We start from the raw sequence: 26,685 nt of genomic DNA on the forward strand, positions 1-26,685 counted from the left end.
CCGAGGAGCCCCGCATGTCCGAGACCGGCAACGGCGCCGACCCTCGCACCGCCCGTTCCCTCCGTACGGCACCCCCGGCGCCCCCGGCACCTGCGATACGTCCTGCCCGTACGGCGCCGACGACCCGGCGCGGGCTGCTCGCCGCCGGGGCCGGGGCAGGCGCCGCCGCGCTGCTCGGCGCGACCGGCGCGGCCACCACGGCGCAGGCCGCAGCGACCGCCCCGGGCACCCGGGCCGACGTCACACCCGCCCCGGCCGACCTGGCCCCGTACGCCTCCTACTGGTTCCCCGACTCGCTCCCCCAGGGCTCCCCCGGCCCGGGCATCACCTGGCGCTCGCTGAAGCAGTGGACCCCGCAGTCCGATCCGGACCTCGCGTACAACACCGCGACCGTGCCGCTCGCACCCCGTTTCACCCCGGTGCCGCCGAACGCGGGCGCCCGCACCGGCCAGGCGCGGATCTCCTCGCTCGTTTCCTTCGGGCCCACCGCCCAGAACCCCTCCCAGGGCTCCGCGACCGCCGACCACTACGCGCTGACGCACTGGGCGTACCTCGACGAGCTGGTGTTCTGGGGCGGCTCCTCCGGCGAGGGCATCGTCCTCGCCCCGAACGCGCCCGTTGTCGACGCGGCCCACCGCAACGGCGTCCCGGTGCTGGGCAACGTCTTCCTGCCGCCCGTCGCGTACGGCGGCGACCTGCGGTGGACGCGGGACCTGGTGCAGCAGGACGCCCTCGGCCGGTTTCCGGTCGCCGAGAAGCTCGTCGAGGTGGCGCGGACGTACGGGTTCGACGGCTGGTTCGTGAACGCCGAGACCGACGGCGGGGACAGCTCGCTCGCCGCCCGGATGCGGGAGTTCCTGCGCGCCCTGCGCGCGGCCGGCGCCCCGCACGGCCTGCGGATCACGTGGTACGACGCCATGAACAGCACGGGCCGGGTCGGCTGGCAGGGCGCGCTCAACCAGCTCAACCAGGAGTTCTTCGAGGACCGGGCGGGCCGGGTCGCGGACACGATGTTCGTCGACTTCCGCTGGACCCCGCAGACCCTCGCCACCTCCGGCGCGCTCGCCGACCGGCTGGGCCGCTCCCGCCGCGAGCTGTGGGCGGCGCTCGACATGGAGTCGAGCGGCTGGAATTCCACCGTCCGTTGGGATGCGATCATCCCGCGCGACCGCGACCACGTCGTCAGCATCGGCTTCTACCGGCCGGAGTGGACCCGCAACCACCTCACCGACCGCTCCCCCGGCGCCTTCCACCGCGCCGACGACCGCTTCTGGACGGGCGAGTCCCTGGACCCGGCCCACCCCGCGCCCGAGGGCACCTGGCGGGCGCCCGCCACCGCCGTCGCGGACCGGTCCACCGTCGCCGCCCTACCGTTCGCCTGCGCCTTCAACACCGGGCACGGGGAACGCTGGTACGAGGACGGCAAGGTCACCTCCGACGCGCCGTGGAACCACCTCGGGCTCCAGGACCGGCTCCCGGGCCGCCGCTGGGCCGTGACGAGCACCGGGCAGCGCCCGACCGTCACGCTGGACTTCGCGAAGGCCTGGCGCGGCGGCTCCAGCCTCCTCGTGGCGGGCAGACTCACCGCCCCGGCGGCGGTCGGGCTGCACGCGACCCGGCTGCCGCTGACCGGCTCCACCGTGCTGGAGCTGGTGCACTCCACCGAGGCGGGCGCGCTCGGCGTCGAGGTGGGCGTGGCCACGCGCGAGCCGGCCGCCCCGGGCGAGCCGGTCCCGTACACCTGGCTGAAGACGCAGACCCGGGGCTCCGGCCAGGGCGGCTGGCGCACCTCCCGGGTCGGGCTCTCGTCCCTGGCGGGCCGGACGGCGTACGGGCTGGCCGTACGGATCACGGCCCGCGGGAACAGGGCGGTGGTGTGGCGGCTCGGCGCCCTGTCGGTACGCGACGACACCGCGCGGCGGCGCCCGGCGTCTCCGAGTGCACTGACCGTGGACGCCCAGACCCAGCAGGACGGCAAGGCCTCCGTGCGGCTGTCCTGGCGCCGGGCAGCCGGGCCGGTCCGCCACTACGAGCTGTACCGCCTGCTCCCGGACGGCACCCGCCGGTTCCTCGGCGGCACCTGCGGCACGGCCCTGTACCTCCCGGCCGTCACCCGCGCCGGCCGGGAGCGGGCGGCCGCCTTCGAGGTCCGGGCCGTGGACGAGCTGTACGCGGCCTCGGCCCCGGCCGGCACCGCCCTCGCCTGGATCTGACCCGGCCCGGGCCGGCACCTGCCGCGGCGGCCGTCAGGGCGTGTGCGGATCGCTGCGCGGGACGGCCACCGTCACCCGCAGCCCGTGCGGCGGGTTCGTCTCGTACGAGAGGGACCCGCCGCCCGCGGCGAGCAGGGCCCGGGAGATCGACAGGCCGAGCCCGGAGCCCTTGATGTTCTGGTGGCGGCCGCTGCGCCAGAACCGATCGCCGACGCGCAGCAGCTCCTCGTCGGTCAGGCCGGGACCCCGGTCGGCGACGACGACGTGGACGAAGGCCCCCGCCGGGGCGACGGACACCTCGACCCCTTCACCCTCAGGGGTGAACTTGAGGGCGTTGTCGATGACGGCGTCGAGCGCGCTGGAGAGGGCGATGGGGTCGGCCCAGCCCGTGACGGCGGCCCGGCCCGTCTCGGTGAGCCGTACGCCCTTCTCCTCGGCGTACGGACGCCAGGCGGTCACCCGTTCGGTGGTCAGGGCCGCGATGTCGGTCAGTCTGAGCTCGGCGGAGGTGTGCTCGGCCAGCGCCAGGTCCAACAGGTCGTCCAGGACCTGGGTCAGGCGCTTGCCCTCGGTCCGCACGGAGGCGATCTCCTCGTTGCCCTCGGGCAGTTCGAGGGCGAGCAGCTCGATCCGCAGGAGCAGCGCCGCGAGCGGGTTGCGCAGCTGGTGGGAGGCATCGGCGACGAACGCCCGCTGCTGCTCCAGGACCTCTTCCACGTTGTCGGCCATCTCGTTGAACGAGTGCGCCAGACGTTGGAGTTCCGGGGGCCCGCCGGCGGCTGCGACCCGGGAGTTCATCCGCCCGGTGGCGATGCCGTGGGCGGCCGCGTCGAGCGTCCGGACGGGCTTGAGCACCCAGCTGGTGAGCCTCAGGGCGGCGCCGAAGGCCACCAGCATGGCGGCGGCGAGCCCGGCGACGATCAGCAGCCAGCCGCTCAGGATCCGGGCCCGCAGCTGGTCGGTGGGCGACTCGGTGACGACGACCGCGACGACGTCGCCGTCGAGGACGACCGGGGAGGCGACGAGGAGTTTGCCGTGGGTCTGCCAGGGCCACACCTGGGCGGGGTCGTGGCTGCGCCGCCCGGCGAGGGCCTCCTCGAAGGCGAGCCGGCCCTCCCCCTCCTCCGGGAGCTGCCACCAGCCCGGGGCGCGGGCCATGGCGTTGTCGTCGCGCAGGAAGATGCCGACACGGATGCCGTAGAGCTCCTGGTAGCGGGCCAGTTCGTGCTGGAGGGTCTCGCCGCGCTCGGTGGCGCCGGTGGACCCGGAGCCCTCGGCGTCGATGACGAACTGGGCGAGGGCCGCGAAGCGGGCGCTGTCGTCGATCCGGTCGACGACCACGCGCTGCTGCTGCCCGGCGGCCAGGCTCGCGGCGAGCGGGAGGCCGAGGGCGAGCAGCACGCCCGCCATCAGGACGACGAGCAGCGGGAGCAGCCGGGCGCGCACGACGGGACCCGCTAGGAGGCGGCCGGGGTGACGAGCCGGTAGCCCACCCCGCGGACGGTCTCGATGAGGGCGGGCATGCGCAGCTTGGAGCGCAGCGAGGCGACGTGGACCTCGAGGGTCCGCCCGGTCCCCTCCCAGCTGGTGCGCCACACCTCGCTGATGATCTGCTCGCGGCGGAAGACGACCCCGGGGCGCTGCGCGAGCAGGGCCAGCAGGTCGAACTCCTTGCGGGTGAGCGGTACGTCGGTGCCGTCCACGCTGACGCGCCGGGTGGGCAGTTCGATGCTGACCGGGCCGAGCCGGACCACGTCGGGGGCGCCCGTCCCGGTGGCGGCTGCCTCCTCGGAGGCGCCGGTGCGCCGGGCGACGGCGTGAATGCGTGCGAGGAGTTCACCGGTGTCGTAGGGCTTGACGACGTAGTCGTCGGCGCCCATGTTGAGGCCGTGGATGCGGGAGCGTACGTCGGCGCGCGCGGTCACCATGATGACGGGCGTCGCGGTGCGCTTGCGGATCTTGCCGCACACCTCGTAGCCGTCCTGGTCGGGCAGGCCGAGGTCCAGGAGGACGACGCCGAAGGGCGGCGCTCCGGCGGGCAGCAGGGCCTGCAGGGCCTCCTCGCCACTGCGGGCGTGGGTCACCTGGAAACCGTGCCGGGCGAGGATCGCGGACAGGGCGGCGGCGACGTGGTCGTCATCCTCGACGAGCAGCAGTCTCATTGCGTCCCCCTTTCCTGTTTTCTTCCGATCAGGGCCCGCGGTCAGGGCCACCCTGCATCCACGCCGATGGAGAGGCCCACGTCAAGGGGGTTCCGGTCCGGCGCGTCTTCCGTTATGCACCCGGTACGGGGAAACCGGCCCGGGGTACCGTGGTGCGCACGGAGCGTATCGGAGCGAGGCCGTTTCGTTATGCTCAATTCTCCCTCAGATGTGATGACGGTGTGCGCGCCGCGTCACTACTGTCCTCCCAACCGAGGAGGACGGAGCAAGTTGCCGATGAGCGGAGTATCAGTGACCAAGGACGTGCAGGATGCGGCCGGGGCCGCGGACGACCTGGTCGTACTGAGCAACGTCAACAAGCACTTCGGCGCGCTGCACGTGCTTCAGGACATCGATCTGAGCATTGCCCGCGGTGAGGTCGTCGTGGTGATCGGTCCCTCGGGATCGGGCAAGTCCACGCTGTGCCGGACCATCAACCGCCTGGAGACGATCGACTCGGGCACCATCACCCTCGACGGCAAGGAACTGCCGTCGGAGGGCAAGAAGCTGGCCGAGCTGCGTGCCGATGTCGGCATGGTCTTCCAGTCGTTCAACCTCTTCGCGCACAAGACGGTGCTCCAGAACGTCATGTTGGGCCAGCTCAAGGTCCGCAAGACGGACGAGGCGGTGGCGCTGGAGAAGGCGAAGGCGCTGCTGGACCGGGTGGGCGTCGGCTCCCAGGCCGACAAGTACCCGGCGCAGCTCTCCGGCGGCCAGCAGCAGCGCGTGGCGATCGCCCGCGCGCTGGCCATGGAGCCGAAGGTGATGCTGTTCGACGAGCCGACCTCGGCGCTCGACCCGGAGATGATCAACGAGGTGCTCGAGGTCATGCAGCAGCTCGCCCGGGAGGGCATGACGATGGTGGTCGTCACGCACGAGATGGGCTTCGCCCGCTCTGCGGCCAATCGGGTCGTCTTCATGGCGGACGGAAAAATCGTCGAAGAGGCCGCGCCCGAGCAGTTCTTCAGCAACCCGCGCAGTGACCGCGCCAAGGACTTCCTTTCGAAGATCCTGCACCACTGACGGTCTCGTCTGGTAGTGATCCCCTGGCGGCTCAGAGCACGCGTGTCGCTCGTCGTCCAACAACGTCTCATCCGAGGGAAGTTCACCATGAAGGTTTTCAAGGCCGGTGCGGCCGCGGCCGTGGCCGCAGTCCTCGCTCTGACCGCGACCGCCTGCGGCGGCAGCAGCGACAAGGCGAGCGGTGACGGCGGCGCGTCCGGCGGCGCCAAGGACAAGATCGTCATCGGCATCAAGTTCGACCAGCCGGGTCTGGGCCTCAAGACCCCGGACGGCAAGTTCTCGGGCTTCGACGTCGACGTGGCGACCTACGTCGCCAAGGAGCTCGGCTACCAGCCCGACCAGATCGAGTTCAAGCAGGCCGTCAGCGCCGAGCGCGAGAACCTGATCGCCAACGGCGACGTGAAGCTGGTCGTCGCGACCTACACGATCAACGACAAGCGCAAGGCGAAGGTCGACTTCGCCGGCCCGTACTTCCTGGCCCACCAGGACCTGCTGGTCCGCGCCGACGACACCTCGATCACCAAGGCCGAGGACCTCAACAAGAAGAAGCTCTGCTCGGTCACCGGCTCCACGTCGGCGCAGAACGTCAAGACCAAGCTCGCCCCCGAGGCGGACCTGCTGGAGCAGGGCGGCTACTCCGAGTGCCTGACCGGCCTGGAGAACAAGAAGCTCGACGCCCTGACCACGGACAACTCGATCCTGGCCGGCTACGCCGCGCAGGAGAAGAACAAGGGCAAGTTCAAGCTCGTCGGCCTGAAGCTGAGCGACGAGCCGTACGGCATCGGCCTGAAGAAGGGCGACAAGGACCTCCAGACGAAGGTCAACGCCGCCCTCAAGAAGATGGTCGAGGACGGCTCCTGGCAGAAGGCGGTGGACAAGAACCTCGGCCCCGCCGACTACAAGGCCGAGCCTGCTCCGCAGATCACCGAAGGCAGCTGATTCATCGGTGAGAGGGGCCGCCGCCCGCCTGCCACGGGCGGCGGCCCCTCTCACCGGCCATACTGGGGAGAGCGCAGGGCAACGTGTTCGACTTTCTTGATTCCGGGCAGTACGACGTGCTCGGAGCCTTCTGGGTGACGGTTCAGCTCACCCTCTACTCGGCGGTCGGATCCCTGATCTGGGGCACGATCCTGGCCGGGATGCGGGTCAGCCCGGTCCCGCTGATGCGGGCCTTCGGTACCGCGTACGTCGACATCGTGCGCAACACACCGCTGACCGTCATCATCATCGGCTGCTCACTGGGCCTGAATCAGACCCTGGGCATCTCACTCGGCGGCGGCACGTTCAAAGAGATCGGCTTCCGGCTCGCAGTCCTGGGCTTCATCGCCTACACGGGCACGTTCGTCTGCGAGGCGCTGCGCTCGGGCATCAACACGGTCCCCGTGGGCCAGGCCGAGGCCGCCCGCGCGCTGGGCCTGAGCTTCTTCCAGGTACTCACGCTGATCGTGCTCCCCCAGGCCTTCCGGGCGGTCATCGCGCCGCTCACCAACGTACTGATCGCCCTTACCAAGAACACCACGGTGGCGGCGGCCATCGGCGTGGCCGAGGCGGCGCTGCTGATGAAGGAAATGATCGAGAACGAGCCGCAGGCGCTCTTCGCGGTCTTCGGGATCTTCGCCCTCGGCTTCGTCCTGCTGACCCTGCCCACCGGCCTGCTCCTGGGCTGGGTGGCCAAGCGAGTGGCGGTGAAGCGATGAGCTCCGTTCTGTACGACACCCCCGGCCCCAAGGCCAGGGCTCGCAACTGGATCTACACCGCCGCCTTCCTGGTCGTGTTCGGGCTGGCCGCCTGGTGGGTCCTCGCCATCATGGCCGAAAACCACCAGCTCGACGCCGACAAGTGGAGCCCGTTCCTCACCGACGGCGAAATCTGGACGACGTTCCTGCTGCCGGGGCTCGGCGAGACGCTGAAGGCCGGCCTCATCGCCATGGTCATCGCGCTGCCGCTGGGTGCAATCCTCGGAATGGGCCGGCTCTCCGACCACCGCTGGGTCCGGATCCCCGTGGGTGCCTGGGTCGAGTTCTTCCGGGCCATCCCGGTGCTGATGCTGATGCTGTTCGGCTCCGCGCTGTACGTACGTTTCAGCGCCGTCAGCTCCGAGCTGCGCCCGCTGTACGCGGTGGTCACAGGCCTGGTCCTGTACAACTCCGCGGTCATCGCCGAGATCGTCGTCGCCGGCATCCGGTCGCTGCCCCAGGGCCAGACCGACGCGGCCAAGGCGATCGGCATGCGCAAGGGCCAGATCATGGTGGACGTGCTGATCCCGCAGGCCGTCACGGCCATGCTGCCTGCGCTGGTCAGCCAGCTCGTGGTGATCCTCAAGGACACCGCGATCGGCGGCGCCGTGCTGGGTCTGGGCGAGCTGCTGTCGATGAACCGGCAGATCTCGGCGAACTACAGCAACACCATCGCGACGCTCGTCGTGATCGCACTGCTGTACATCGTCGTGAACTTCATGCTCACCACCCTCGCCTCCTGGATCGAAGGGCGGCTGCGGAGGTCGAAGAAGGGCACCGGCGCGGTCGTCGCCGGGGACGTGGCCGAGGTCGACGCGGGCGGCGCCGCCGGCGTGGGCGAGGCTCCCTGACGGCTCCACCCGGCTCGGGCTGCTGACGTCCGGTCAGTACACTTGTGTGACACCTGTGGTGCGGCGGAACTCATCCGCCGCACCACTGGGCGTTGGCGGGGCCGGGTGTCACTTGACGCAGGCACCTCCAGTGGGTTGCATACGTTCTGTGATCACATACCGGACATCGGGAGCCGCATCATGGACCCGGTGATCGTCGTCGGCGCGGGGCCCGTCGGACTGTCCCTGTCCCTGGCCCTGGCCGGCTCGGGCGTGCCCAGCGTCGTGCTCGACGAGGGACCCGGCAAGGACCTGCCCCGACCTGCCCGTACCGTCGTGCTGCACGAGGACACCTCGGCCATGGTCCACCGGCTGGGCTGTACGACGCTGCGCGACGAGGGCGCGCTCTTCGCCGCCTGGCGCACCATGCGGCGCAGCCGCACCGACGACCCCCGGCGCATCACCTTCGAGGACCGCCAGGCCCCCCTGCACCTGCCGCAGCACGCCCTCACGCGCGGGCTGCGCGACGCCGCGGCGGCACATCCGCTGGTCCAGCTGGTCTCCGACAGCAAACTGGACTCCCTCGAGCAGGACGACCGCGGGGTCACCGCGCACACCCGGGGCGCCGAGACCACGTGGTGGCGCGGGAGTTACCTGGTCGGCTGCGACGGAGCCCGCTCCACCGTGCGCAAGCTGCTCGGCATCCGCTTCCCGGGCCGCACCGCCGTCGAACGGCACGCCGTGGCCGCGCTGCGCACGGAACTCCCCTGGCCCGGCGAGGCCCTGCTGCACCGCGCCCCGTCGCCCGGCGTGCCCGAGGTCAGCGCCCGGCCGCTGCCCGACGGGGTGTGGCGGCTGGACTGGCTGCTCCCGGCCCGCGGGGAACTGGTCACGCCCGACGCGCTCGTCACCCTGATCCGGGACACCCTGGCCGTGTGGTGCGGGGGCGCCACTCCCCCGTACGACCTCCTCGACACCGGGGTGCACACGCTGCACCACCGGCTCGCCCGGCGCTGGCGCGACCGCCGCGCCTTCCTCGCCGGGGACGCCGCGCACCTGCTGGGCGCGCTCGGCACGCAGGGGGTCGACGAGGGGCTGCGGGACGCCGAGAACCTCGCCTGGAAGCTGAGCGTGGCCTGGCACCAGGGCGCCTCCGAAGCCCTGCTCGACAGCTATGAGGGCGAGCGCCGCACCGCCGTCGCGGCCCGGCTGCGCGCCGCCGACCAGGCGATGCCCGTACTGCGCGGGGGCGGCGGGCTGCGCACGTACCTGCCCGGCGCCATCCGCTCCGGCGAGCTGCTGCTGACCGATGGCCACCTGGGGCGCGGGCCGCTGGGCGCGGCACCGACGTACGCCCCGCCGGTGGCCGTGCGCGACGTGCCCACCGATACGGAGCCGGGCGGTCAGGTGGCCAACGTTCCCGTCACCGCTCCCGACGGGGCGACCGTGCCGCTGCGCGACCTGCTGGGGCGGGGCCGTCTGCTGGTGGTGCTGGTGGCCCCCGGCACCGGGGTCTGGGACCGGCGGCACTGGCTGGGCGCCGGGCTGATGCCCCGGCTCGCGGCGGCGGTGAGCGCCCTGCCGGTCCGTACCGAACTGCTGGTCGCGGACGGGTACCCGGGGGCGCCGGCGCACACCCTCCTCCTGGTACGGCCGGACGGTCACCTGGCGGCGACGTTCGCGGGCGTGCGGCCCGCCGAGCTGTACGAGGCGGCCGACGCCGTCCGGCTGGGGGCGCCCGCCCCGCTCGAGTCGTCTTCGACTCATCCGGCCGTGATCGATTGACCGGTCTCCGGTCCGCATGCTTCACTCGCCGACATGACCGGCAACGACGTACGCCTGTGGCGGAGGGTCCATATGGACCTGCTCCGCTACGCGGGCTGCGTGTGTCGCCCTTCCTGCTGATTCGCCGATCCCTCCGCGCTCCGCGCGCACTTTCGCGAACCCCCAGGACGGTCACGCCCCCATGTCTGCGCCCCTTGCACCCAATGCACCCTCTGCGCCCCTCTCACCTCCGCACGCCCCCGCACGCGCCCGTGCGGTGACGGCTGCGGAACTCCTCGACTTCGCCCTGCGTACCGCCGCCGACCCGGCGGTCATCGACTCCCTCCCCCTCGACCCCGAGGGCCGCACCTGGATCCGCCTCGACGGGCCGGGCGGCAGCGAGGCCTGGGTGATCGGCTGGCCGCCGGGCACCGGCACCGGCTGGCACGACCACGCCGAATCGCGGGGCGCCTTCGCCACCGCCCGGGGCCGCCTCCGGGAACACTCCCTGGCGGTCCGGCTGCCCTCGGAGGGCTGGCGGAGCCTGGAACTCGCCGCCGACCTGGACCGCAGCCGCAGCCTGGACGCGGGGACGGGCCGGGCCTTCGGCGAGCACCACGTCCACGAGGTGCTCAACGAGTCCGAGGCGGAGCACGCGGTTTCGGTGCACGCGTACTACCCGCCGCTGCCCCTGATCCGCCGCTACAGCCGCACCGGCCAGGTGCTGACGCTGGAGCAGGTCGAGCGCCCGGCGGACTGGCAGTGAGCGCCCCGGTCGGCATCGACGCCCTTCTGGAACGGGTCCGTTCGGCCTATACCCGCATCGAGCCGGCGCAGGCGTACGCCGCGTTCCGGGCGGGCGACGCGCTCCTGGTGGACATCCGCTACCAGGCGCTGCGCGAGCGCGACGGCCTGATCCCGGGTGCGCTGGTGGTCGAGCGCAACGAGCTGGAGTGGCGGCTGGACCCCCAGGGCTCGCACCGCGCCCCCGAGGCCACCTCGCACGACCTCCGGGTGGTGGTGATCTGCAACGAGGGCTACGCCTCTTCCCTGGCGGCAGCCTCCCTCCACACCCTGGGCCTCCACCGCGCCACGGACCTGACCGGAGGCTTCCAGGCCTGGAAAGCCGCAGGCCTCCCGGTCTCCTGAAGCCAAGTCCGATCCCCACCCGGCCCTCCGGGCGGCCCCCGACCCTCCCAGCCCGTCCGACGCTGGAGCAGCGGGCCCGGTCAGAGCCCGCGTCTCCCAGCCCGTCCGGCGCTTGAGGACCGGGCCCGGGCGGAGCCCGGGGAACGGGGGAAGGGCGGGTAGGGGACCGGCGCCGCAGGCCACGCCCACACCCCCGGCCCGGGACCGGCACCTCCGAAGCGGTGCGGCCCCGGGCCGGCGGACGGCGAGCAGCGGGCAGCGGGCAGCGGCCGGCGGGCAGCGGGCCCGCATGCGGCGGCCGCTACCGCGAGGTGGCCACCTCCACCGGAGGGATCCGCAGCGCCACCCGGCCCGGCAGGGCGGTGGCCGCGAGGGCCAGCAGCCCCGCCACCCCCAGCACCCCCACGTACACCACCGGCAGCACCGCCGGCGCAGCCGCCCCCGTCATGCCCACGCTGAACGCGGTCAGTACGGCCAGCGAGATCCCCGACCCCAGCACCGCCCCGATCAGCAGCACCGCCAGTGCCTCCGTCCGCAGCATCCGCAGCACCTGACGCCGCTTCGCCCCCGCCAGCCTCAGCATCGCGAACTCCCGGAACCGCTCCGCCGTGGACATCGCCAGCGTGTTGACCACCGCGATCGCGGTGAACGCCAGCACCAGCCCCATCGCCAGCAGGTTGATCTCGGCGCCGGCCTGCTGACGCTCCGCCCGTACCTCGTCCGCGTCGCGCGCCGACAGCACCCCGACCCCCGGGAACTCCCGTACCGCCGCGGCCAGCTGCTCCCGCCCGGTCCCCGGCTCCGCCGCCACCAGCACACTGCTCGCCAGCGGGTTGTCCATGTGCGCCGCGACCAGGTCGTGCGGCAGGGTCAGGTCTCCGAAGCCCAGCCCCCGCACGTACACGGCCGAGACGGTCAGGGTGACCGGGGTCCCGTCGCCCAGCGCCAGCTTCAGCGGGCTCCCCGGCCCCAGACCCAGCTGATCGGCGGCCAGTTCGCTCACCGCCACGCTCTTCTCGCCGAAGCCGACCAGGCTCCCGCTCGTCACACCGGGGTCCCAGGTCCGGGTCAGCCCGGCCGGGGTCACCCCCTGCGCGCCGTACTTCGTCAGCCCCACCCGTACGGACGTGTGCACGATCTCGGTGGCCGCCGTGACCCCCGGGGTCCGGCGGATCCGCTCCGCTGCAGCGCCGGTGACACCGGGCCCCTGCGCGGCCAGCACCCAGCCGGCCCGGACCCCGTCACGGGCCTGTGCCCGGGCGGCGTTGCCCAGCGTCGGCGTGATGAACAGGACGGTGCAGGTCATGCCGATCAGCAGGGCGAGCGGGGTGACGGCGGAGGCCATCCGGGTGGCGTTGCCGCGCAGGTTCGCGGTGGCCAGGTGCCCGCCCGCGCCGGCCAGCCGCAGCGGCCCTGCGAGCAGCGCGGTCGCGCCCCGGACCAGCAGCGGGCCGAGCAGCGAGACCGCCCCGGCGAGGACCACGACGGCCAGGAACGTCACCGGCGTCGACGCCGGCTCGGTGCGCAGCGCACTCAGTACGGCGACCAGCACCGCACCGCCGGCGAGCAGCAGCATCCCGGCAGCGATCCGGAGCCACGCGGGCCTGCCCCGCTCGAGGGCGGCTTCGGCGAGCGCCTCGGCCGGACGGATCCGGGCGATCCGCCGCCCGGTGATCCGGGCCGCGGCCCAGGCGCCGAGCAGGCTCGCGCCGACGGCGGCGAACATGGGGAAGATCCCGGCGGTGCGCTCCAGGTTGGCGGGCACGACCCCGCTCGCGATGAACCGGCCGTGCAGCCAGGCGGCGAGCGGGAGCCCGGCGAGCGCCCCCGCCACACCGGCGGCCAGCCCCACGACCAGGGCCTCCCGGCCGATCATGCGGCGCAGCTGCCCGGGCGTGGCGGCGATGGCGCGCAGCAGGGCGAGTTCGCGGTAGCGCTGCTGGACGGAGAGGGCGAAGGTGCCGACGACGACGAGGATCGCGACGAGCAGCGAGGTGCCGCCCATGGCCCCGCCCATGGAGACCAGCTTGATGCGTGCGCCGGCCGCGTCGAGGAACTCCACCGGCCCGCGTGCGTCGCCCACGGCGACCTGCGCGCCGGTGCCCCCGAGTGCCTGCCGGATCCGCCCGGCCAGCTCGCCGGGGGCGGTACCGGGCGCCGGCAGTACGCCGATGGCGGTGACCTGTCCGTCGCGGGCGGCCAGCCGCTGCGCCTCGGCGTCGCCGAAGAACAGCGCGTTCTGCCGGGCGAGACCGCCCCGGGCGGTCTGCGCGATCCCGCTGACGGTGTACGTCTTCGGCTCGCCGGTGGCCTGCACGGTGAGCGGGGCGCCGGTCTTCAGCCCCGCGCGGGCGGCCAGTTCACGGTCGACGACGACCTCGCCGCCGCCCTGGGGGGCGCGGCCCTCGGTGAGCGTGAAGGGGGTGAGCGCGGCCGAGGTCCAGGCGTGCCCGTACGAGGGCTTCGCGCCGCCGGGGGCCTCGACCAGCGGGACGGCCTGGAAGCTGAGCTCCGGTACGGCCCGCTCGACGCCCGGCACGGACCGGACCGCGTCCACCGTGGCGGCGGGGAGCCAGGCCCGCTCGGCGACGGGCTTGGCCTTGTGCTTCGTCTTGGCCTTGCCCTTCTTCTCCTTGACCGTGGTCTGGTGGACGTCCTGGTCCGCGGAGACGACGACCGGCGCGGCCGCGTAGCGCTCGGTGACGATCTTTCCGCGGAGTCCGGTTTCCAGGAGCGTGCCGCAGGCGGTGACGAGGGCGGCCGCACAGAGCAGTGCGACGAAGGCACCGAGGAAACCGGCCTTGCGGTCCCTGACGGTCTGGAGGGCGTAACGCAGCATCATGCGGGCAACTCTGCCGCCGCGCTTGGTGGTTGGCAGTGAAGCACCCTGGCGTCTGCACCCGGGGGCTAGCCCCACCCCCGGGTCCTGGGGCTCAGCTCACCACCCGGGGTACCCAGGTCGTCCCCGTCCGTGCAGTCGTCGCCCTCTTCCTCCAGCGCGCGCCGGACCACCCGCAGGGCCATGCCCTCCGGGTACCCCTTGCGGGCGAGCATTCCCGCGAGCCGCCGGATCCGCTTGTCCCGCTCCAGGCCCCGGGTGGCGCGGAGCTTGCGCTCCACGAGCTCCCGGGCGGTCTGCTCCTCCTGGTCGGAGTCCAGCTGTTCCAGGGCCTCCTGGACGAGGGTGGCGTGCACCCCCTTCGTGCGCAGCTCCTGGGCGAGCGCCCGACGCGCGAGGCCCCGGCCGCGGTGCCGGGACTCGACCCAGGCCCCGGCGAAGGCCGCGTCGTCGATCAGGCCGACCTCCTCGAACCGGGAGAGGACCGCCTGCGACACCTCCTCGGGGATGCCCCGCTTCTCGAGGGCGTCCGCGAGCTGGCGCCGGGTGCGCGGCATCCCGGTGAGCAGGCGCAGACAGATCGCCCGCGCCTGCTCCTCGGGACTCTGGGGCGGCAGCTCCTGGCGGCTTTCGCCGCGGCCTTCGGCGCGTCCGTCGCGACGCCCCTCACGGCCGCGTTCGCGGCTGCCTTCGCGACGGCCCTCCCGGCCTCCGTTCCCGCCGCCCCTTTCCTGCTCCCGCACGGGTCAGCTCTTGGCGACGGCGGCCTTGGCCGTCGTCTTGGCCTTCGATGCGGGAGCGGGCACGGCCGCGGCCTCGGCAGGCGCGCCGGCGGCCGCCTCGCCGGCGGCGGCGTCCTTGCGCACGCCCACGCCCAGCTTCTCCTTGATCTTCCGCTCGATCTCGTTGGCGAGGTCGGGGTTGTCCTTCAGGAAGTTGCGGGCGTTCTCCTTGCCCTGGCCGAGCTGGTCGCCCTCGTACGTGTACCAGGCGCCGGCCTTGCGCACGAAGCCGTGCTCCACGCCCATGTCGATCAGGCCGCCCTCACGGCTGATGCCCTGGCCGTAGAGGATGTCGAACTCGGCCTGCTTGAACGGCGGCGCGACCTTGTTCTTGACGACCTTGACGCGGGTGCGGTTGCCGACCGCGTCGGTGCCGTCCTTCAGGGTCTCGATACGGCGGATGTCGAGGCGCACGGAGGCGTAGAACTTCAGCGCGCGGCCACCGGTGGTGGTCTCCGGCGAGCCGAACATCACACCGATCTTCTCGCGGAGCTGGTTGATGAAGATCGCGGTGGTCTTGGACTGGTTGAGCGCACCGGTGATCTTCCGGAGCGCCTGGCTCATCAGACGGGCCTGGAGACCCACGTGCGAGTCACCCATCTCGCCCTCGATCTCGGCGCGCGGCACCAGGGCCGCCACGGAGTCGATGACGATCAGGTCGAGGGCACCGGAGCGGACGAGCATGTCCACGATCTCCAGCGCCTGCTCGCCGGTGTCCGGCTGCGACAGGATGAGGTTGTCGGTGTCGACGCCGAGGGCCTTCGCGTACTCGGGGTCGAGCGCGTGCTCGGCGTCCACGAAGGCGACGGTGCCGCCGGCCTTCTGTGCGTTGGCCACGGCGTGCAGGGTCAGGGTCGTCTTGCCGGAGGACTCCGGGCCGTACACCTCGATCACGCGGCCGCGGGGCAGCCCGCCGACGCCGAGGGCGATGTCCAGCGCGGTCGACCCGGTCGGGATGACCTCGATGGGGTCGTTCGGCTTGTCGCCGAGGCGCATGACCGCACCCTTGCCGAATTGCCGTTCAATCTGTGCGAGCGCGGCGTCGAGAGCCTTCTCGCGGTCGGTGCCTGCCATGGGTTCCACCCGGTTTGCTTGAGTCGATCGCTTCACGCCATTGACGCTAACGCCTGCCACTGACAATGCGCTGCCACGTCCGTTTCGGCTGTGGATAACTCATCAGAATGGATGTTCGATTTCCCTGTCAAGCGCACCGCGCCCCACCCGGCGCGGGCCACCCCGCGAGGCCGTACGGCCCGCGGCACGGCGGGTCGGGTCCCACGCATTGCCCCGGCCACCGGGCAGGCCCACACTCGGGGCGGAACGGGGACGGGACGCGAAGTCGGGGGCGAAGGTGTGGGTCTACATCTTCCTGGGTTCGGCCCCGCCACTGCTCGGCGTGACCCTCACCCGCATCCTGCTGCAGCGCGGACCCGACCCCGCGGACCGGGCGGACACCGGGGTGCTCGGCCCGCACGAAGCCGCGTACCTGGACGGCGGCCGGCAGCGCGTTGCCGAAGTGGCGCTCACCACGCTGCACCTGGCCGGGATGCTGCCCGTCGGCGCCGACGGCCGCCCCGGGGCCGGCGTGCGGAGGAAGCCCCCGCCGGCCGACCCGGTCCAGGCGGAGGCCCTCCGCCGGGCAGCAGGCTCTCCGGCGCCGCACGTGGACGGGCTCGGGAAGCTCGTCGCCGCCTCCCCCGCCACCGCCGCGGTCGCGAAGGGCCTGGCCGCGCGGGGCCTGGCCGTCGACCCCGGGCGGCGCGAGCGGGCCGCGCGCGCCCAGCTGGTGCAGCAGGTGCTGCTGGCGCTCGCGGTCCTGGCTACGGTCGCGGCCTGCGCCGTCGACTCCGCCGCCGGGGAGGGCAACGGCCTGGGGCCGTTCCTCGCGTTCGCCGCGCTCGGCACGGTGACGGGGCTCGGCATCTCCCGCGCCCCCGCCGCCCTGGCCCGCCCCGCGCCCGTACCCCCGCCCTCCCCCGCACCGCCCCACGACGCCCTGGACCGACCTCGCCCGCCGACTGACAACCCAGGGTTGACACCCTCCGACTGTCAACCTACGGTTGCACCTATGACGAACCCTTCGGTGGAACCCGTTCGCATGACCAATCCGGTACGCCTCGACGACCTGATCGAGGCCATCAAGAAGGTCCACACCGACACCCTGGAGCAGCTCAGCGGCGCCGTCGTCGTCGCCGAGTCCCTCGGGGACGTCGCGGACCACCTCATCGGTCACTTCGTGGACCAGGCCCGCCGCTCCGGCGCCTCCTGGACCGACATCGGCCGCAGCATGGGCGTCACCCGCCAGGCCGCCCAGAAGCGCTTCGTCCCCAAGGCGGACAAGGAGGGCGAGGGCGGCATGGACCCCGGCCAGGGCTTCGGCCGCTTCACCCCCCGCGCCCGCAACGTCGTCGTCACCGCACAGAACGAGGCCCGCGCCGCCGGCGGCACCGAGATCCGCACCGAGCACCTTGTCCTCGGCCTGCTCGCCGAGCCTGAGGGCCTCGCCGCGCTCGCCCTGCGCGCGCAGGACGTCGACACCGAGGCCGTACGCGCCGCCGCGAGCGCCGCCCTGCCCCCGGCCGCCACCGGGGAGATCCCCGCCCTCATCCCCTTCGACGCCTCCGCCAAGAAGGCCCTGGAGCTCACCTTCCGCGAGGCCCTGCGCCTCGGCCACAACTACGTCGGCACCGAGCACATCCTGCTCGCGCTCCTCGAACTCGAGAACGGCGAGGGCGTCTTCAGCGGCCTCGGCGTGGACAAGGCCGCCGCCGAGGCGACCGTCAGCGAGGCCCTTGCCGCCTTCGTCGCCTCGGCCGGGGAAAAGGCCGAGGAGCCGAAGCAGTAGCAGCCTGGTCCCCGGCCGCCGCCCCTTCCGTCACCTCGTACCGCTTCACGTACGCGCCGAGGAAGGCCTGCAGCGTGGCGACGGCCGGGATCGCGATCAGCGCCCCGACCGCGCCCAGCAGGGCCGTGCCCGCGATGACCGACCCGAAGGCCACCGCCGGGTGGATGTCGACCGTCTTCGAGGTCAGCTTCGGCTGGAGCACGTAGTTCTCGAACTGCTGGTAGACCACCACGAATCCGAGGACGTACAGCGCGTTCCAGGGCGCGTCCGGGAAGGCGATCAGCATCGGCAGCGCGCCCGCCAGGTAGGTGCCGATGGTGGGGATGAACTGGGAGACCAGCCCCACCCACACCGCGAGCGCGGGGGCGTACGGCACGTCGAGGACCGCGAACACGACGTAGTGCGCGATGCCGGAGACCAGGGCCATCAGTCCGCGCGAGTAGAGGTACCCGCCGGTCTTGGCGACGGCGATCTCCCAGGCGCGCAGCACCTCCGACTGCTTCGCAGGGGGCAGTACGGAGCACAGCGCGCGCCGCAGCCGCGGCCCGTCGGCGGCGAAGTAGAAGGAGAAGAGGCCGACCGTCAGCAGCCTGAAGAGTCCGCCGAGCACGGTGGCGGACACGTCGAGCACGCCGGTCGCGCTGTTCTGTACGTACTTCTGGAGCCAGTCCGAGTGCAGCAGGCTGTCCTGGATCGCGAGCCGGGACAGCTTGGTGTGGAAGGTGGTGTTGATCGAGCCGATCACCGAGTCGAGATAGCCCGGGAAGCCCTGCACCATCGCGACGATCTGCCCGGCGAGCATCGAGCCGAGCAGGACGACGAAGCCGACGGCCGCGACGAACACCCCGAGGAACACCAGGAAGGTGGCGAGGCCGCGGCGCATGCCGCGGGCCGACATCCGGGCCACGGCCGGTTCGACCGCGAGCGCGAGGAAGAACGCGATCAGGATGTTGACGAGCAGCCCGGTCAGCTGGTGGAAGGCCCAGCTGCCGAGCTGGAAGCACGCGATGAGGGCCAGGACGAGGACGACGGCGCGCGGCAGCCAGCGCGGCATCCGGGCCCCGGGCGCCGCCTGGGCGGTGGCGCCGCCGCCGGGAGGCCCTGCGGGGCCGACGGGGGCGGGCCCGGTCCGGCCGGTCGCCGCCTCGGCGGTACCTGCCGAACCGGTGGTGTCGGCGGTGCCGGTCGTCGTCACGGTCGTCTCATCGGTGGCTGCCACGCGCCCCAGTCTGTCCCACCCGCCGCGCGGACGGGGAAACGGCCGTCGGCGTCAGCGCAGCGAAGCGGGTACGTCCATCGCCGCACACACCGCGCGCCACACGTCCTTGGCCTCCCAGCCCGCCTCCAGCGCCTGGTGGACGGTGCGTCCGCCCAGCTCCGTCATGACGTGGTCCCGTGCGAAGGAGTCCGCGTAGCCCGCACCGAAGTGCTCGGCCATCCGCTCCCAGAAAATCGTCAACCGCATGCCCCCAGTATCCCGCCCCGGGAGAGTGCACCGGCGCTGTTCGGCCCCCGTCCCCGCGCCGCCGCGCCCTACGGTTTCACGCATGCCTGGAGACGAAGCTTCCTCGCTGGCCCCACCCACCCCACCGACCCCGCTGGCCCGCGCCGAGCAGTTCATCTGGCTCACTGCCCGGGTCCTGGAGCAGCGGCGGTTCGCGTTCCACTTCCTCGGCGGGGACCCCGACGCGGTGGACACCGCGCTCGGCTCGTACCTCAACGCCGACGGCGGCTACGGCCACGCCCTCGATCCGGATCTGCGCGGTCCGCTCAGCCAGCCGCTGCACACCGCGCACGCCCTGCGCGTCCTGGACAGCCTGGGCCGCTGCGCCGGACAGCGGATCGAGCGGCTCTGCCGCCACCTCACCCGGGTCTCCACCGCGGACGGCGCGCTCCCGGTGCTCCGCGCGGCCCCGCGCGGCCACCCCGGAGCCCCGTACCACCGGGTGTACGACGATCCGCCGGGCGAGCTGCTGACCACGGGCCCGGTGGTCGGCGTACTGCACCGCAACCGGATCTGGCACGCCTGGCTGTTCCGGGCCACGGACTTCTGCTGGGAGCGGGTCGAGACCCTGCGCCGGGCGGACCCGTACGAGATCCAGAGCGCGGTGGCCTTCCTCGACGGCGCCCCCGACCGGGCGCGGGCCGCGGCGGCCGCGGACCGGCTGGGGCGGCTCGTGCGCGAGCAGCGGCTCGTCGTGCTCGATCCGCGCCGGCGCCGGGAGTACCCGCCGTACCCCGGTCACGCGCCGGGCGAGCAGCTGTTCCCGCACGACGTCGCCCGGCGGCCGGAGTCGCTGGCGCGCGGCTGGTTCACCGACGAGGAGCTGAGGCGCTCGCTGGACTTCCTGGCCGCCGCGCAGCAGCCGGACGGCGGCTGGCCGGTGCGCCGCCTCGCGTGGGCACCGGGCAGCTCGCTGGAACGCCGCCCGATCGCCACCCTGGAGGCCCTGCTGACCCTGCGCGCGTACGGTCGCCCCCTGGCCGGCGACCCCCCGGGCGGGAGCTAGCCCCCCAGGGCCCGGACCCCGGCGGTGACCACCACCGCGGCGCCGACCACGAGCAGGAACGGGGCCCGCAGCAGCAGCGCGAGCCCGGCGGCGGCCAGCCCGGCGGCGCGGGCGTCGAGCACGAGCTCGTGCCCGGTGCCGAAGGTCTGCTGGGCGGTGAGCGCGGCGAGCAGCGCGACCGGCAGCAGCGCGGCGAGCCGGCGCACGAGCGGCCGCTCCAGTGCCCCGGCGGGTACGAGCAGCCCGGCGAGCTTGACGGCGTAGCAGCCGACGACGGTGAGTCCGATGGCGAGCCAGACGTTCACGAGCGGCGTCCCTTCAGCCAGAGGATCACGGGGGCGGCGAGGGCGGCGACGAGCACGGGCAGCCCGGCGGGCAGCACGGGGAGCAGGCCCAGCCCGAGGACGACGGCGAGCGCGGCGACGGCCCGCTCGGTGGCGGTCTTCAGCATCGGCGCGAGCAGGGCCAGGAACACGGCCGGCCCGGCGGCGTCCAGCCCCCATGCAGAGGTGTCGCCGAGGGCTTCGGCGCCGAGGGCACCGAGCAGGGTGGTGAGGTTCCACAGGACGTACAGGCTCAGCCCGGTCACGGTGAACCCGAGCCGCGCCGACCTGCGGTCGGGCTGCGCCAGCGCCACGGCGGTGGTCTCGTCGATCACCCAGTGGGCGGCGAGGGGCCGCACCGCCCCGGGCAGCGCGAGCAGCTGCGAAAGCCGCAACCCGTAGAAGGCGTTGCGCGTACCGAGGAAGAAGGCACCGGCGGCCGCGGTGAACGGGTTCCCGCCCGCGGCCAGCGCGCCGACCAGCGCGAACTGCGAGGCTCCGGTGAACACCAGCAGGCTCAGCACACAGGCCTGCAGCGCACTGATCCCGGCCCCGGCCGCGGTCACCCCGAACGCGAACCCCGACAGCCCGACGGCCACCCCGACACCGAGCGCGTCCCGTACGACGGCGCCGCGCGGCCGCCCGGCGATCCCCCCGGGGGTCGCCTCCATCACCATCCGTTGTTCTCCCACCCGGCGAAAGTACGCAGGCCGGGCGGGTCGGGTCTTGTACGTTCTTGCACGCGGGAGGCGGGGACCGGCCCGGCCCCGGCGCCGCACCGGCTCGCCGGGCAGCGCGGTCGGCTGCGCCTCGACCCCGGCGAGCGGTCCGGCGCCCCCGGACCGCCGAACCGGTCGGGGTCGAGTGATCGTCCCGGCCACCGCCGCCGGCCGTGAGCCCTTAGCCGCCCGCGCGTTCGCGGCGGTACGCGCCCGGCGGGACGCCGACGATGCGGGTGAAGTGCCGGTTCAGGTGCGGCTGGTCGGTGAAGCCGACGGCGACGGCCGCCTCCGCCGGCGGGGTCCCCGCGTCCAGCAGCCGGCGGGCCTGCCGGACCCGGGCGTCGGTCAGCCAGGTGTGCGGCGGCATCCCGTACCGCTCACGGAAGGCCCGCAGCAGGGCGAACGGGCTCGTCCCCAGTTCCGCGGCCAGCTGGTCCAGCGACGGCGGCCCCGCCATCCGCTCCTGGAGCACCGCCCGGGCCGCCGCGGCGTCGGCGGCTCCGGCGCTGCGGACCGCACGGGCGGGCAGCGGCCCGGCGTGCCGGGTCAGCATCCGCGCCACCGCACGGCGCAGCAGTGTGTCGGCGGCCAGCGCGTTGCCCTCCTCCGCGGCCCGGTGCACCTCGGTGATCACGTGCGAGGTCTGCGGGTCGGTGACGGAGTCGGCAGTGAAGCCGGGGGTCCCGCGCAGGCCGCCGATCTCCGCGGCGACCTCGGCGATCAGCTCGCGGGAGGGGTACAGGGTGGCGTAGGCCCAGCCCTCGGGGACCCCGGCCCGCGCGGTGTGCGGCACCTCGGGGTTGATCAGGACCACGCTCCCGGGCCCGGCCCGCACGATGCCGCCGGGCAGGCCGACCTCCTCGATGCCGCCGGTGACCGCCGCGATGACGTAGCCGTCATGGGCGTGGCGCGGGAAGGTGTGGCGTACGTAATGGGCGCGCAGCAGGTCCAGGCCGGGCAGTTCCGCGTACTGCCAGTGCCGGGCCCACTCCCGCTCGACCGCCTCGTCCGCCATCCCCCCATTCTGCGCCCCGGCCCTTTCGGCGCGCCGCCCGGTCCGGCCGTTTCCCCAGGTCCGGCCCGTTGTCAGTACCCGGGTGCAGGATGGGGGCATGGCCGGCTCTGCGCTCGATTCGTTCTCCCCCGCGACCCGCTCCTGGTTCACGGGGGCCTTCGTCCAGCCCACCTCCGCGCAGGAGGGCGCCTGGCGGGCCATCCGTGAGGGCTCCGACGTGCTCGTCGTGGCGCCGACCGGTTCCGGCAAGACCCTGGCCGCCTTCCTCGCCGCCCTCGACCAGCTCGCGTCCGCCCCGCCGCCGGCCGAGCCGAAGAAGCGCTGCCGGGTGCTGTACGTGTCCCCGCTGAAGGCCCTCGCGGTCGACGTCGAGCGGAACCTGCGCAGCCCGCTGACCGGGATCCGCCAGGAGTCGGTCCGCCTGGGTCTGCCCGAGCCGGAGATCCGGGTGGGGATCCGCTCGGGGGACACCCCGCCGGCGGAGCGGCGGGCGCTGGCCACCCGGCCGCCGGACATCCTGATCACCACGCCCGAGTCGCTGTTCCTGATGCTGACTTCGGCGACGCGGGACGCACTGGCCGGGATCGAGACGGTGATCCTGGACGAGGTGCACGCGGTCGCGGGGACCAAGCGCGGCGCGCACCTGGCCCTGTCGCTGGAGCGGCTGGACGAGCTGCTGCCCCGCCCGGCGCGCCGGATCGGGCTGTCGGCGACGGTCCGGCCGGTGGACGAGGTGGCCCGGTACCTCGCGCCGCGCGGCAAGGTCGAGATCGTCCAGCCGCCCTCGGCGAAGGAGTTCGACCTGTCGGTGGTCGTCCCGGTGCAGGACATGGGCGAGTTGGGCGGCTCCCCGGCCTCCGAGGGGAAGGACGGCGGGGACAAGCCCTCGATCTGGCCGCATGTGGAGGAGCGCATCGCGGACCTGGTCCAGGCGCACCGCTCCACGATCGTGTTCGCCAACTCGCGCCGTCTCGCCGAGCGGCTGTGCAACCGGCTGAACGAGATCGCGTACGAGCGGGCCACCGGCGAGCAGCTGTCCGAGGGGGCACCGCCGCCGGCCGAGATCATGGCCCAGTCGGGGGCGGCCCGGGGCGCCCCGGCGCTGCTGGCGCGGGCGCACCACGGCTCGGTCTCCAAGGAGCAGCGGGCCTTGGTGGAGGAGGATCTGAAGGCGGGCCGGCTGCCCGCCGTGGTCGCCACCTCCAGCCTGGAACTGGGCATCGACATGGGCGCCGTGGACCTGGTGGTGCAGGTGGAATCCCCGCCCTCGGTGGCCTCCGGCCTCCAGCGGGTGGGCCGGGCCGGGCACCAGGTGGGCGCGGTCTCCACGGGCGTCGTGTTCCCCAAGTACCGCGGGGACCTGGTCCAGGCGGCCGTGGTCACGGAGCGGATGCGCACCGGGTCCATCGAGTCGCTGCGCATCCCGTCGAACCCGTTGGACGTGCTCGCGCAGCAGCTGGTCGCGATGACCGCGATGGACACGTGGCAGCTGGACGAGCTGCTGGCGCTGGTGCGGCGGGCGGCGCCGTTCGCGGCGCTGCCGGAGTCGGCGTTCACCGCGGTGCTCGACATGCTGGCGGGCCGGTACCCGTCCGACGCGTTCGCGGAGCTCAGACCGCGGGTGGTGTGGGACCGGGTGGCGGGGACGATCACCGGCCGGCCGGGCGCCCAGCGGCTCGCGGTCACCTCCGGCGGCACGATCCCCGACCGCGGGCTGTTCGGCGTCTTCCTCGCGGGCGCGGACCCGAAGAAGGGCGGCGGCCGGGTCGGCGAGCTCGACGAGGAGATGGTCTACGAGTCCCGCGTGGGCGACGTGTTCACCCTGGGCACCACCTCCTGGCGGATCGAGGACATCACCCGCGACCGGGTCCTGGTCTCCCCCGCCCCCGGGGTCCCCGGGCGGCTGCCGTTCTGGAAGGGCGACCAGCTGGGCCGCCCGCTGGAACTGGGCCGCGCGGTGGGCGCGTTCCTGCGCGAGCTCGGCGGCCTGCCCGAGGAGGACGCCCGGCTGCGGCTGGTGGCGGCCGGCCTCGACGCCTGGGCCGCGGAGAACGTCCTGGCCTATCTCGCGGAGCAGCGCGAGGCCTGCGGCCACGTCCCGGACGACCGGACCATCGTGGTCGAGCGGTTCCGCGACGAGCTCGGCGACTGGCGGGTCGTGGTCCACTCCCCGTTCGGCGCCCAGGTGCACGCCCCCTGGGCGCTGGCCCTCGGCGCCCGCCTCGCCGAGAAGTACGGCATGGACGCACAGGTCATGCATGCCGACGACGGGATCGTGCTCCGGCTGCCCGACGCGGACCTGCTCTCCATGGACCTGCTGGACCACGACCCTGCGGCCTCCCACGCCTTCGAGTTCGACGACGAACAGGCCCCGCTGGGCGCTGCGGACGTCGCCTTCGACCACGGCGAGATCAACCAGATCGTCACCGACCAGGTCGGCGGCTCCGCCCTGTTCGCCTCCCGCTTCCGCGAGTGCGCGGCGCGCGCCCTGCTGCTGCCGCGCCGTAGTCCCGGCAAGCGCACCCCGCTGTGGCAGCAGCGCCAGCGGGCCTCCCAGCTGCTCCAGGTGGCTTCGGAGTTCGGCTCGTTCCCGATCGTGCTGGAAGCCGTACGGGAGTGCCTCCAGGACGTGTTCGACGTGCCGGGCCTGACGGAGCTGATGGGGGACATCGAGGCGCGCCGGGTCCGCCTCGTCGAGGTCACCACCCCCGAACCGTCCCCCTTCGCCCGGTCGCTGCTCTTCGGGTACGTCGCCCAGTTCCTGTACGAGGGGGACTCGCCGCTCGCCGAGCGCCGGGCGGCCGCGCTCTCGCTGGACTCCCGCCTGCTGGCGGAGCTGCTCGGCCAGGCGGAGCTGCGCGAACTGCTCGACGCGGAGGTACTGGAGGAGCTGGAGCGGGAGCTCCAGTGGCGAGGCGAGGACCGGCGGGCCAAGGACGCCGAGTCCGTCGCCGACCTGCTGCGCCTGCTCGGCCCGCTCACCACGGCCGAACTGGCCGAGCGGGGCGCCGACCCGGCCTGGCCGAAGGCGCTGGCCGATGCCCGCCGGGCCATCATGGTCCGGATCGGCGGCGCGGACCACTGGGCGGCGATCGAGGACGCGGGCCGGCTGCGCGACGCGCTGGGCACGGCGCTGCCGGTCGGGGTCCCGGAGGCGTTCACCGAGCCGGTCAAGGATCCGCTCGGCGACCTCCTGGCCCGGTACGCCCGCACCCACGGGCCGTTCACCACGACCGCCGTCGCCGCCCGCTTCGGCCTGGGCGCGGCGGTGACCGAGGGCGCCCTGCACCGGCTCGCGGCGGCGGGCCGGGTGGTGCAGGGCGAGTTCCACCCGGCCGGCATCGGCCAGGAGTGGTGCGACGCGACGGTGCTGCGCAGGCTGCGCCGCCGCTCCCTGGCGGCGCTGCGCCAGGAGCTGGAGCCGGTCCCGCCGACCTCCCTGGCCACCTTCCTGCCGCAGTGGCAGCACCTGGGCGGGGCCCTGCGCGGCATCGACGGCCTGGCCCGGGCCGTCGAACAGCTCCAGGGCGCCCCCGTACCCGCCTCGGCGCTGGAGCGGCTGATCCTGCCGTCGCGGGTCGCGGGGTACTCCCCGACCCTGCTGGACGAGCTCACCACCACCGGGGAGGTGGTCTGGGCGGGCGCCGGGGCCCTCCCGGGCAAGGACGGCTGGGTCTCGCTGTACCTGGCGGACGCGGCCCCGCTGCTGCTGCCGCCGCCGCACCCGCTGGAGCTGACGCCCCTTCACCGGTCGATCCTGGACACCCTGTCCGGCGGGTACGGGCTGTTCTTCCGCCAGCTCGCGGAATCGGTGCGCGCCAAGTGGTCCGAGGCCACGGACCTCGAACTGTCCGAGGCCGTCTGGGACCTGGCCTGGTCGGGCCGGCTGACGAACGACACCCTGTCCCCGCTGCGCTCCCTGCTCGGCTCGGGCCGTACGGCGGGCGCCACCGCCCACCGGGCCCGGCGCACGGTCCCGCGCGGCCGGTACGGGACGCTCAGCGCGCAGGTGTCCCGCCCGGGCCCGCCCACGGTCTCCGGCCGCTGGTCGCTGCTGCCTTCCCAGGCCCCCGACCCCACCCACCGGGCCCACGCACTGGCCCGGACCCTGCTGGACCGGCACGGCGTGGTCACGCGGGGCGCGGTGGCCGCCGAGGGCGTGGAGGGCGGCTTCAGCGCGGTGTACCGGGTCCTGTCCGCCTTCGAGGACAGCGGCCAGGCCCGCCGCGGCTACGTGGTGGAGGGTCTGGGGGCGGCCCAGTTCGCGATGGACGGCGCGGTGGACCGGCTGCGGTCGGCCGAACGGAACCCGCCCCCGCTGGCGGCGGTGGTCCTGGCCGCCGCCGATCCGGCCAACGCGTACGGGGCGGCCCTGCCCTGGCCGGAGCCCCCGGCCGGGGCCACCCACAAGCCGGGCCGCAAGGCGGGCTCGCTGGTGGTCCTGGTCGACGGCGAACTCACGCTGTACCTCGAGCGGGGCGGCAAGACGCTGCTGGCCTGGCCCCCGGCGGACGACCCCCGTCTCGCGGCGGCCACCGCGGCCCTGGCGGCCGCGTCCCGGATCGGCACCCTCCCGGCGCTCACGGTGGAACGCATCAACGCCGCCCCGGCATTGACCTCCCCGCTGGGCCCGGCCCTGGAGACCGCCGGCTTCCACGCCACCCCTCGGGGCCTGCGCCTGCGCCCGTGAATCCGGTCGCCGCATCCGGTCGCCGCATCCGGTACCCGGATCC

Annotated in this window: 22 protein-coding genes and 1 pseudogene; 13 read left to right on the forward strand and 10 right to left on the reverse strand. The window is 73.8% G+C overall.

The genetic code is table 11. The annotated features are described in order from the left end of the window. Nucleotides 1-14: 14 nt before the first annotated feature. A complete protein-coding gene (locus AB5J51_RS12480; protein WP_369777739.1) occupies nucleotides 15-2,213 on the forward strand; it encodes an endo-beta-N-acetylglucosaminidase in 2,199 nt (732 codons plus the stop codon). Nucleotides 2,214-2,246: 33 nt separating this feature from the next. Here AB5J51_RS12480 and AB5J51_RS12485 read toward each other — a convergent pair whose 3' ends face one another. Together AB5J51_RS12485 and AB5J51_RS12490 are read right to left on the reverse strand one after the other, a co-directional pair. Continuing rightward, nucleotides 2,247-3,659, reverse strand: coding sequence for an ATP-binding protein (locus tag AB5J51_RS12485; RefSeq protein ID WP_369777740.1), 1,413 nt, complete (start codon nucleotides 3,657-3,659; stop codon nucleotides 2,247-2,249). Between the two features lie 11 nt (nucleotides 3,660-3,670). Continuing rightward, nucleotides 3,671-4,375, reverse strand: coding sequence for a response regulator transcription factor (locus tag AB5J51_RS12490; RefSeq protein ID WP_053789659.1), 705 nt, complete (start codon nucleotides 4,373-4,375; stop codon nucleotides 3,671-3,673). A gap of 276 nt (nucleotides 4,376-4,651) precedes the next feature. On the opposite strand from AB5J51_RS12490, the gene AB5J51_RS12495 reads away from it, so the two are divergent. From AB5J51_RS12495 to AB5J51_RS12530, 8 genes are all read left to right on the forward strand, one after another. Then, the gene (locus AB5J51_RS12495) at nucleotides 4,652-5,437 is read left to right on the forward strand and encodes an amino acid ABC transporter ATP-binding protein (RefSeq protein ID WP_053789660.1); all 786 of its coding nucleotides are present in this window, start codon (nucleotides 4,652-4,654) and stop codon (nucleotides 5,435-5,437) included. An 87-nt stretch (nucleotides 5,438-5,524) separates the two neighbouring features. Continuing rightward, the gene (locus AB5J51_RS12500; protein ID WP_053789661.1) at nucleotides 5,525-6,376 is read left to right on the forward strand and encodes a glutamate ABC transporter substrate-binding protein; all 852 of its coding nucleotides are present in this window, start codon (nucleotides 5,525-5,527) and stop codon (nucleotides 6,374-6,376) included. 83 nt (nucleotides 6,377-6,459) lie between these two features. Continuing rightward, nucleotides 6,460-7,134 carry an amino acid ABC transporter permease gene (locus AB5J51_RS12505; protein WP_053789662.1) on the forward strand — a complete coding sequence of 225 codons (675 nt, stop codon included), beginning with the start codon at nucleotides 6,460-6,462 and terminating at the stop codon, nucleotides 7,132-7,134. Continuing rightward, nucleotides 7,131-8,024, forward strand: a complete 894-nt coding sequence (locus AB5J51_RS12510; RefSeq protein WP_369777741.1) for an amino acid ABC transporter permease — start codon at nucleotides 7,131-7,133, stop codon at nucleotides 8,022-8,024. Before AB5J51_RS12505 ends, AB5J51_RS12510 begins: the two co-directional genes overlap by 4 nt. A 180-nt stretch (nucleotides 8,025-8,204) precedes the next feature. Next, nucleotides 8,205-9,788, forward strand: coding sequence for an FAD-dependent monooxygenase (locus AB5J51_RS12515; protein WP_369777742.1), 1,584 nt, complete (start codon nucleotides 8,205-8,207; stop codon nucleotides 9,786-9,788). Between the two features lie 33 nt (nucleotides 9,789-9,821). Next, nucleotides 9,822-9,908, forward strand: a complete 87-nt coding sequence (locus tag AB5J51_RS12520; protein ID WP_311318651.1) for a putative leader peptide — start codon at nucleotides 9,822-9,824, stop codon at nucleotides 9,906-9,908. A 61-nt stretch (nucleotides 9,909-9,969) separates the two neighbouring features. Further along, nucleotides 9,970-10,533 carry a cysteine dioxygenase gene (locus AB5J51_RS12525; protein ID WP_078987805.1) on the forward strand — a complete coding sequence of 188 codons (564 nt, stop codon included), beginning with the start codon at nucleotides 9,970-9,972 and terminating at the stop codon, nucleotides 10,531-10,533. Beyond that, nucleotides 10,524-10,916: a rhodanese-like domain-containing protein gene (locus tag AB5J51_RS12530; protein WP_369780249.1), complete on the forward strand. Its 393-nt coding sequence runs from the start codon at nucleotides 10,524-10,526 to the stop codon at nucleotides 10,914-10,916. Before AB5J51_RS12525 ends, AB5J51_RS12530 begins: the two co-directional genes overlap by 10 nt. A 301-nt stretch (nucleotides 10,917-11,217) precedes the next feature. On the opposite strand, the gene AB5J51_RS12535 is transcribed toward AB5J51_RS12530, so the two are convergent. The 3 genes from AB5J51_RS12535 to recA all read right to left on the reverse strand — a co-directional run bounded on the left by AB5J51_RS12535 (nucleotide 11,218) and on the right by recA (nucleotide 15,611). Beyond that, complete coding sequence (locus AB5J51_RS12535) at nucleotides 11,218-13,758, reverse strand: FtsX-like permease family protein (RefSeq protein ID WP_369777743.1); 2,541 nt, start codon at nucleotides 13,756-13,758, stop codon at nucleotides 11,218-11,220. Between the two features lie 65 nt (nucleotides 13,759-13,823). Then, nucleotides 13,824-14,498, reverse strand: coding sequence for a recombination regulator RecX (gene recX / locus AB5J51_RS12540; RefSeq protein ID WP_369777744.1), 675 nt, complete (start codon nucleotides 14,496-14,498; stop codon nucleotides 13,824-13,826). A gap of 3 nt (nucleotides 14,499-14,501) precedes the next feature. Then, nucleotides 14,502-15,611, reverse strand: a complete 1,110-nt coding sequence (gene recA / locus AB5J51_RS12545) for a recombinase RecA (RefSeq protein WP_369777745.1) — start codon at nucleotides 15,609-15,611, stop codon at nucleotides 14,502-14,504. 322 nt (nucleotides 15,612-15,933) lie between these two features. Here recA and AB5J51_RS12550 point away from each other — a divergent pair. Both AB5J51_RS12550 and AB5J51_RS12555 read left to right on the forward strand, forming a co-directional pair. Continuing rightward, nucleotides 15,934-16,446 (forward strand): annotated as a pseudogene (locus AB5J51_RS12550) (TIGR04222 domain-containing membrane protein); the annotation flags it as partial. A 159-nt stretch (nucleotides 16,447-16,605) separates the two neighbouring features. Further along, a complete protein-coding gene (locus AB5J51_RS12555; protein WP_053789670.1) occupies nucleotides 16,606-17,382 on the forward strand; it encodes a Clp protease N-terminal domain-containing protein in 777 nt (258 codons plus the stop codon). On the opposite strand, the gene AB5J51_RS12560 is transcribed toward AB5J51_RS12555, so the two are convergent. Further along, the gene (locus AB5J51_RS12560; protein ID WP_107093651.1) at nucleotides 17,318-18,436 is read right to left on the reverse strand and encodes an AI-2E family transporter; all 1,119 of its coding nucleotides are present in this window, start codon (nucleotides 18,434-18,436) and stop codon (nucleotides 17,318-17,320) included. The genes AB5J51_RS12555 and AB5J51_RS12560 overlap by 65 nt on opposite strands. Nucleotides 18,437-18,652: 216 nt before the next feature. After that, a complete protein-coding gene (locus tag AB5J51_RS12565) occupies nucleotides 18,653-18,847 on the reverse strand; it encodes a DUF3046 domain-containing protein (protein WP_030301520.1) in 195 nt (64 codons plus the stop codon). 82 nt (nucleotides 18,848-18,929) lie between these two features. On the opposite strand from AB5J51_RS12565, the gene AB5J51_RS12570 reads away from it, so the two are divergent. Then, the gene (locus tag AB5J51_RS12570; RefSeq protein ID WP_133896723.1) at nucleotides 18,930-19,892 is read left to right on the forward strand and encodes a hypothetical protein; all 963 of its coding nucleotides are present in this window, start codon (nucleotides 18,930-18,932) and stop codon (nucleotides 19,890-19,892) included. Here the strand turns inward: AB5J51_RS12570 and AB5J51_RS12575 are convergent. The 3 genes from AB5J51_RS12575 to AB5J51_RS12585 form a co-directional block, all read right to left on the reverse strand. Beyond that, on the reverse strand, nucleotides 19,889-20,197 hold the full coding sequence (locus AB5J51_RS12575) for an AzlD domain-containing protein (protein ID WP_053790491.1): 309 nt from the start codon (nucleotides 20,195-20,197) through the stop codon (nucleotides 19,889-19,891). The two genes, AB5J51_RS12570 and AB5J51_RS12575, sit on opposite strands and share 4 nt — an antisense overlap. Continuing rightward, nucleotides 20,194-20,892, reverse strand: a complete 699-nt coding sequence (locus tag AB5J51_RS12580) for an AzlC family ABC transporter permease (protein ID WP_107093704.1) — start codon at nucleotides 20,890-20,892, stop codon at nucleotides 20,194-20,196. Before AB5J51_RS12580 ends, AB5J51_RS12575 begins: the two co-directional genes overlap by 4 nt. Nucleotides 20,893-21,115: 223 nt before the next feature. Then, complete coding sequence (locus tag AB5J51_RS12585; RefSeq protein WP_053790496.1) at nucleotides 21,116-21,952, reverse strand: AraC family transcriptional regulator; 837 nt, start codon at nucleotides 21,950-21,952, stop codon at nucleotides 21,116-21,118. 97 nt (nucleotides 21,953-22,049) lie between these two features. On the opposite strand from AB5J51_RS12585, the gene AB5J51_RS12590 reads away from it, so the two are divergent. Continuing rightward, a complete protein-coding gene (locus tag AB5J51_RS12590; RefSeq protein ID WP_369777746.1) occupies nucleotides 22,050-26,642 on the forward strand; it encodes an ATP-dependent helicase in 4,593 nt (1,530 codons plus the stop codon). Nucleotides 26,643-26,685 lie beyond the last annotated feature (43 nt).

The organism is Streptomyces sp. R33 (genome assembly GCF_041200175.1).
Classification (GTDB): Bacteria; Actinomycetota; Actinomycetes; order Streptomycetales; family Streptomycetaceae; genus Streptomyces; species Streptomyces katrae_B.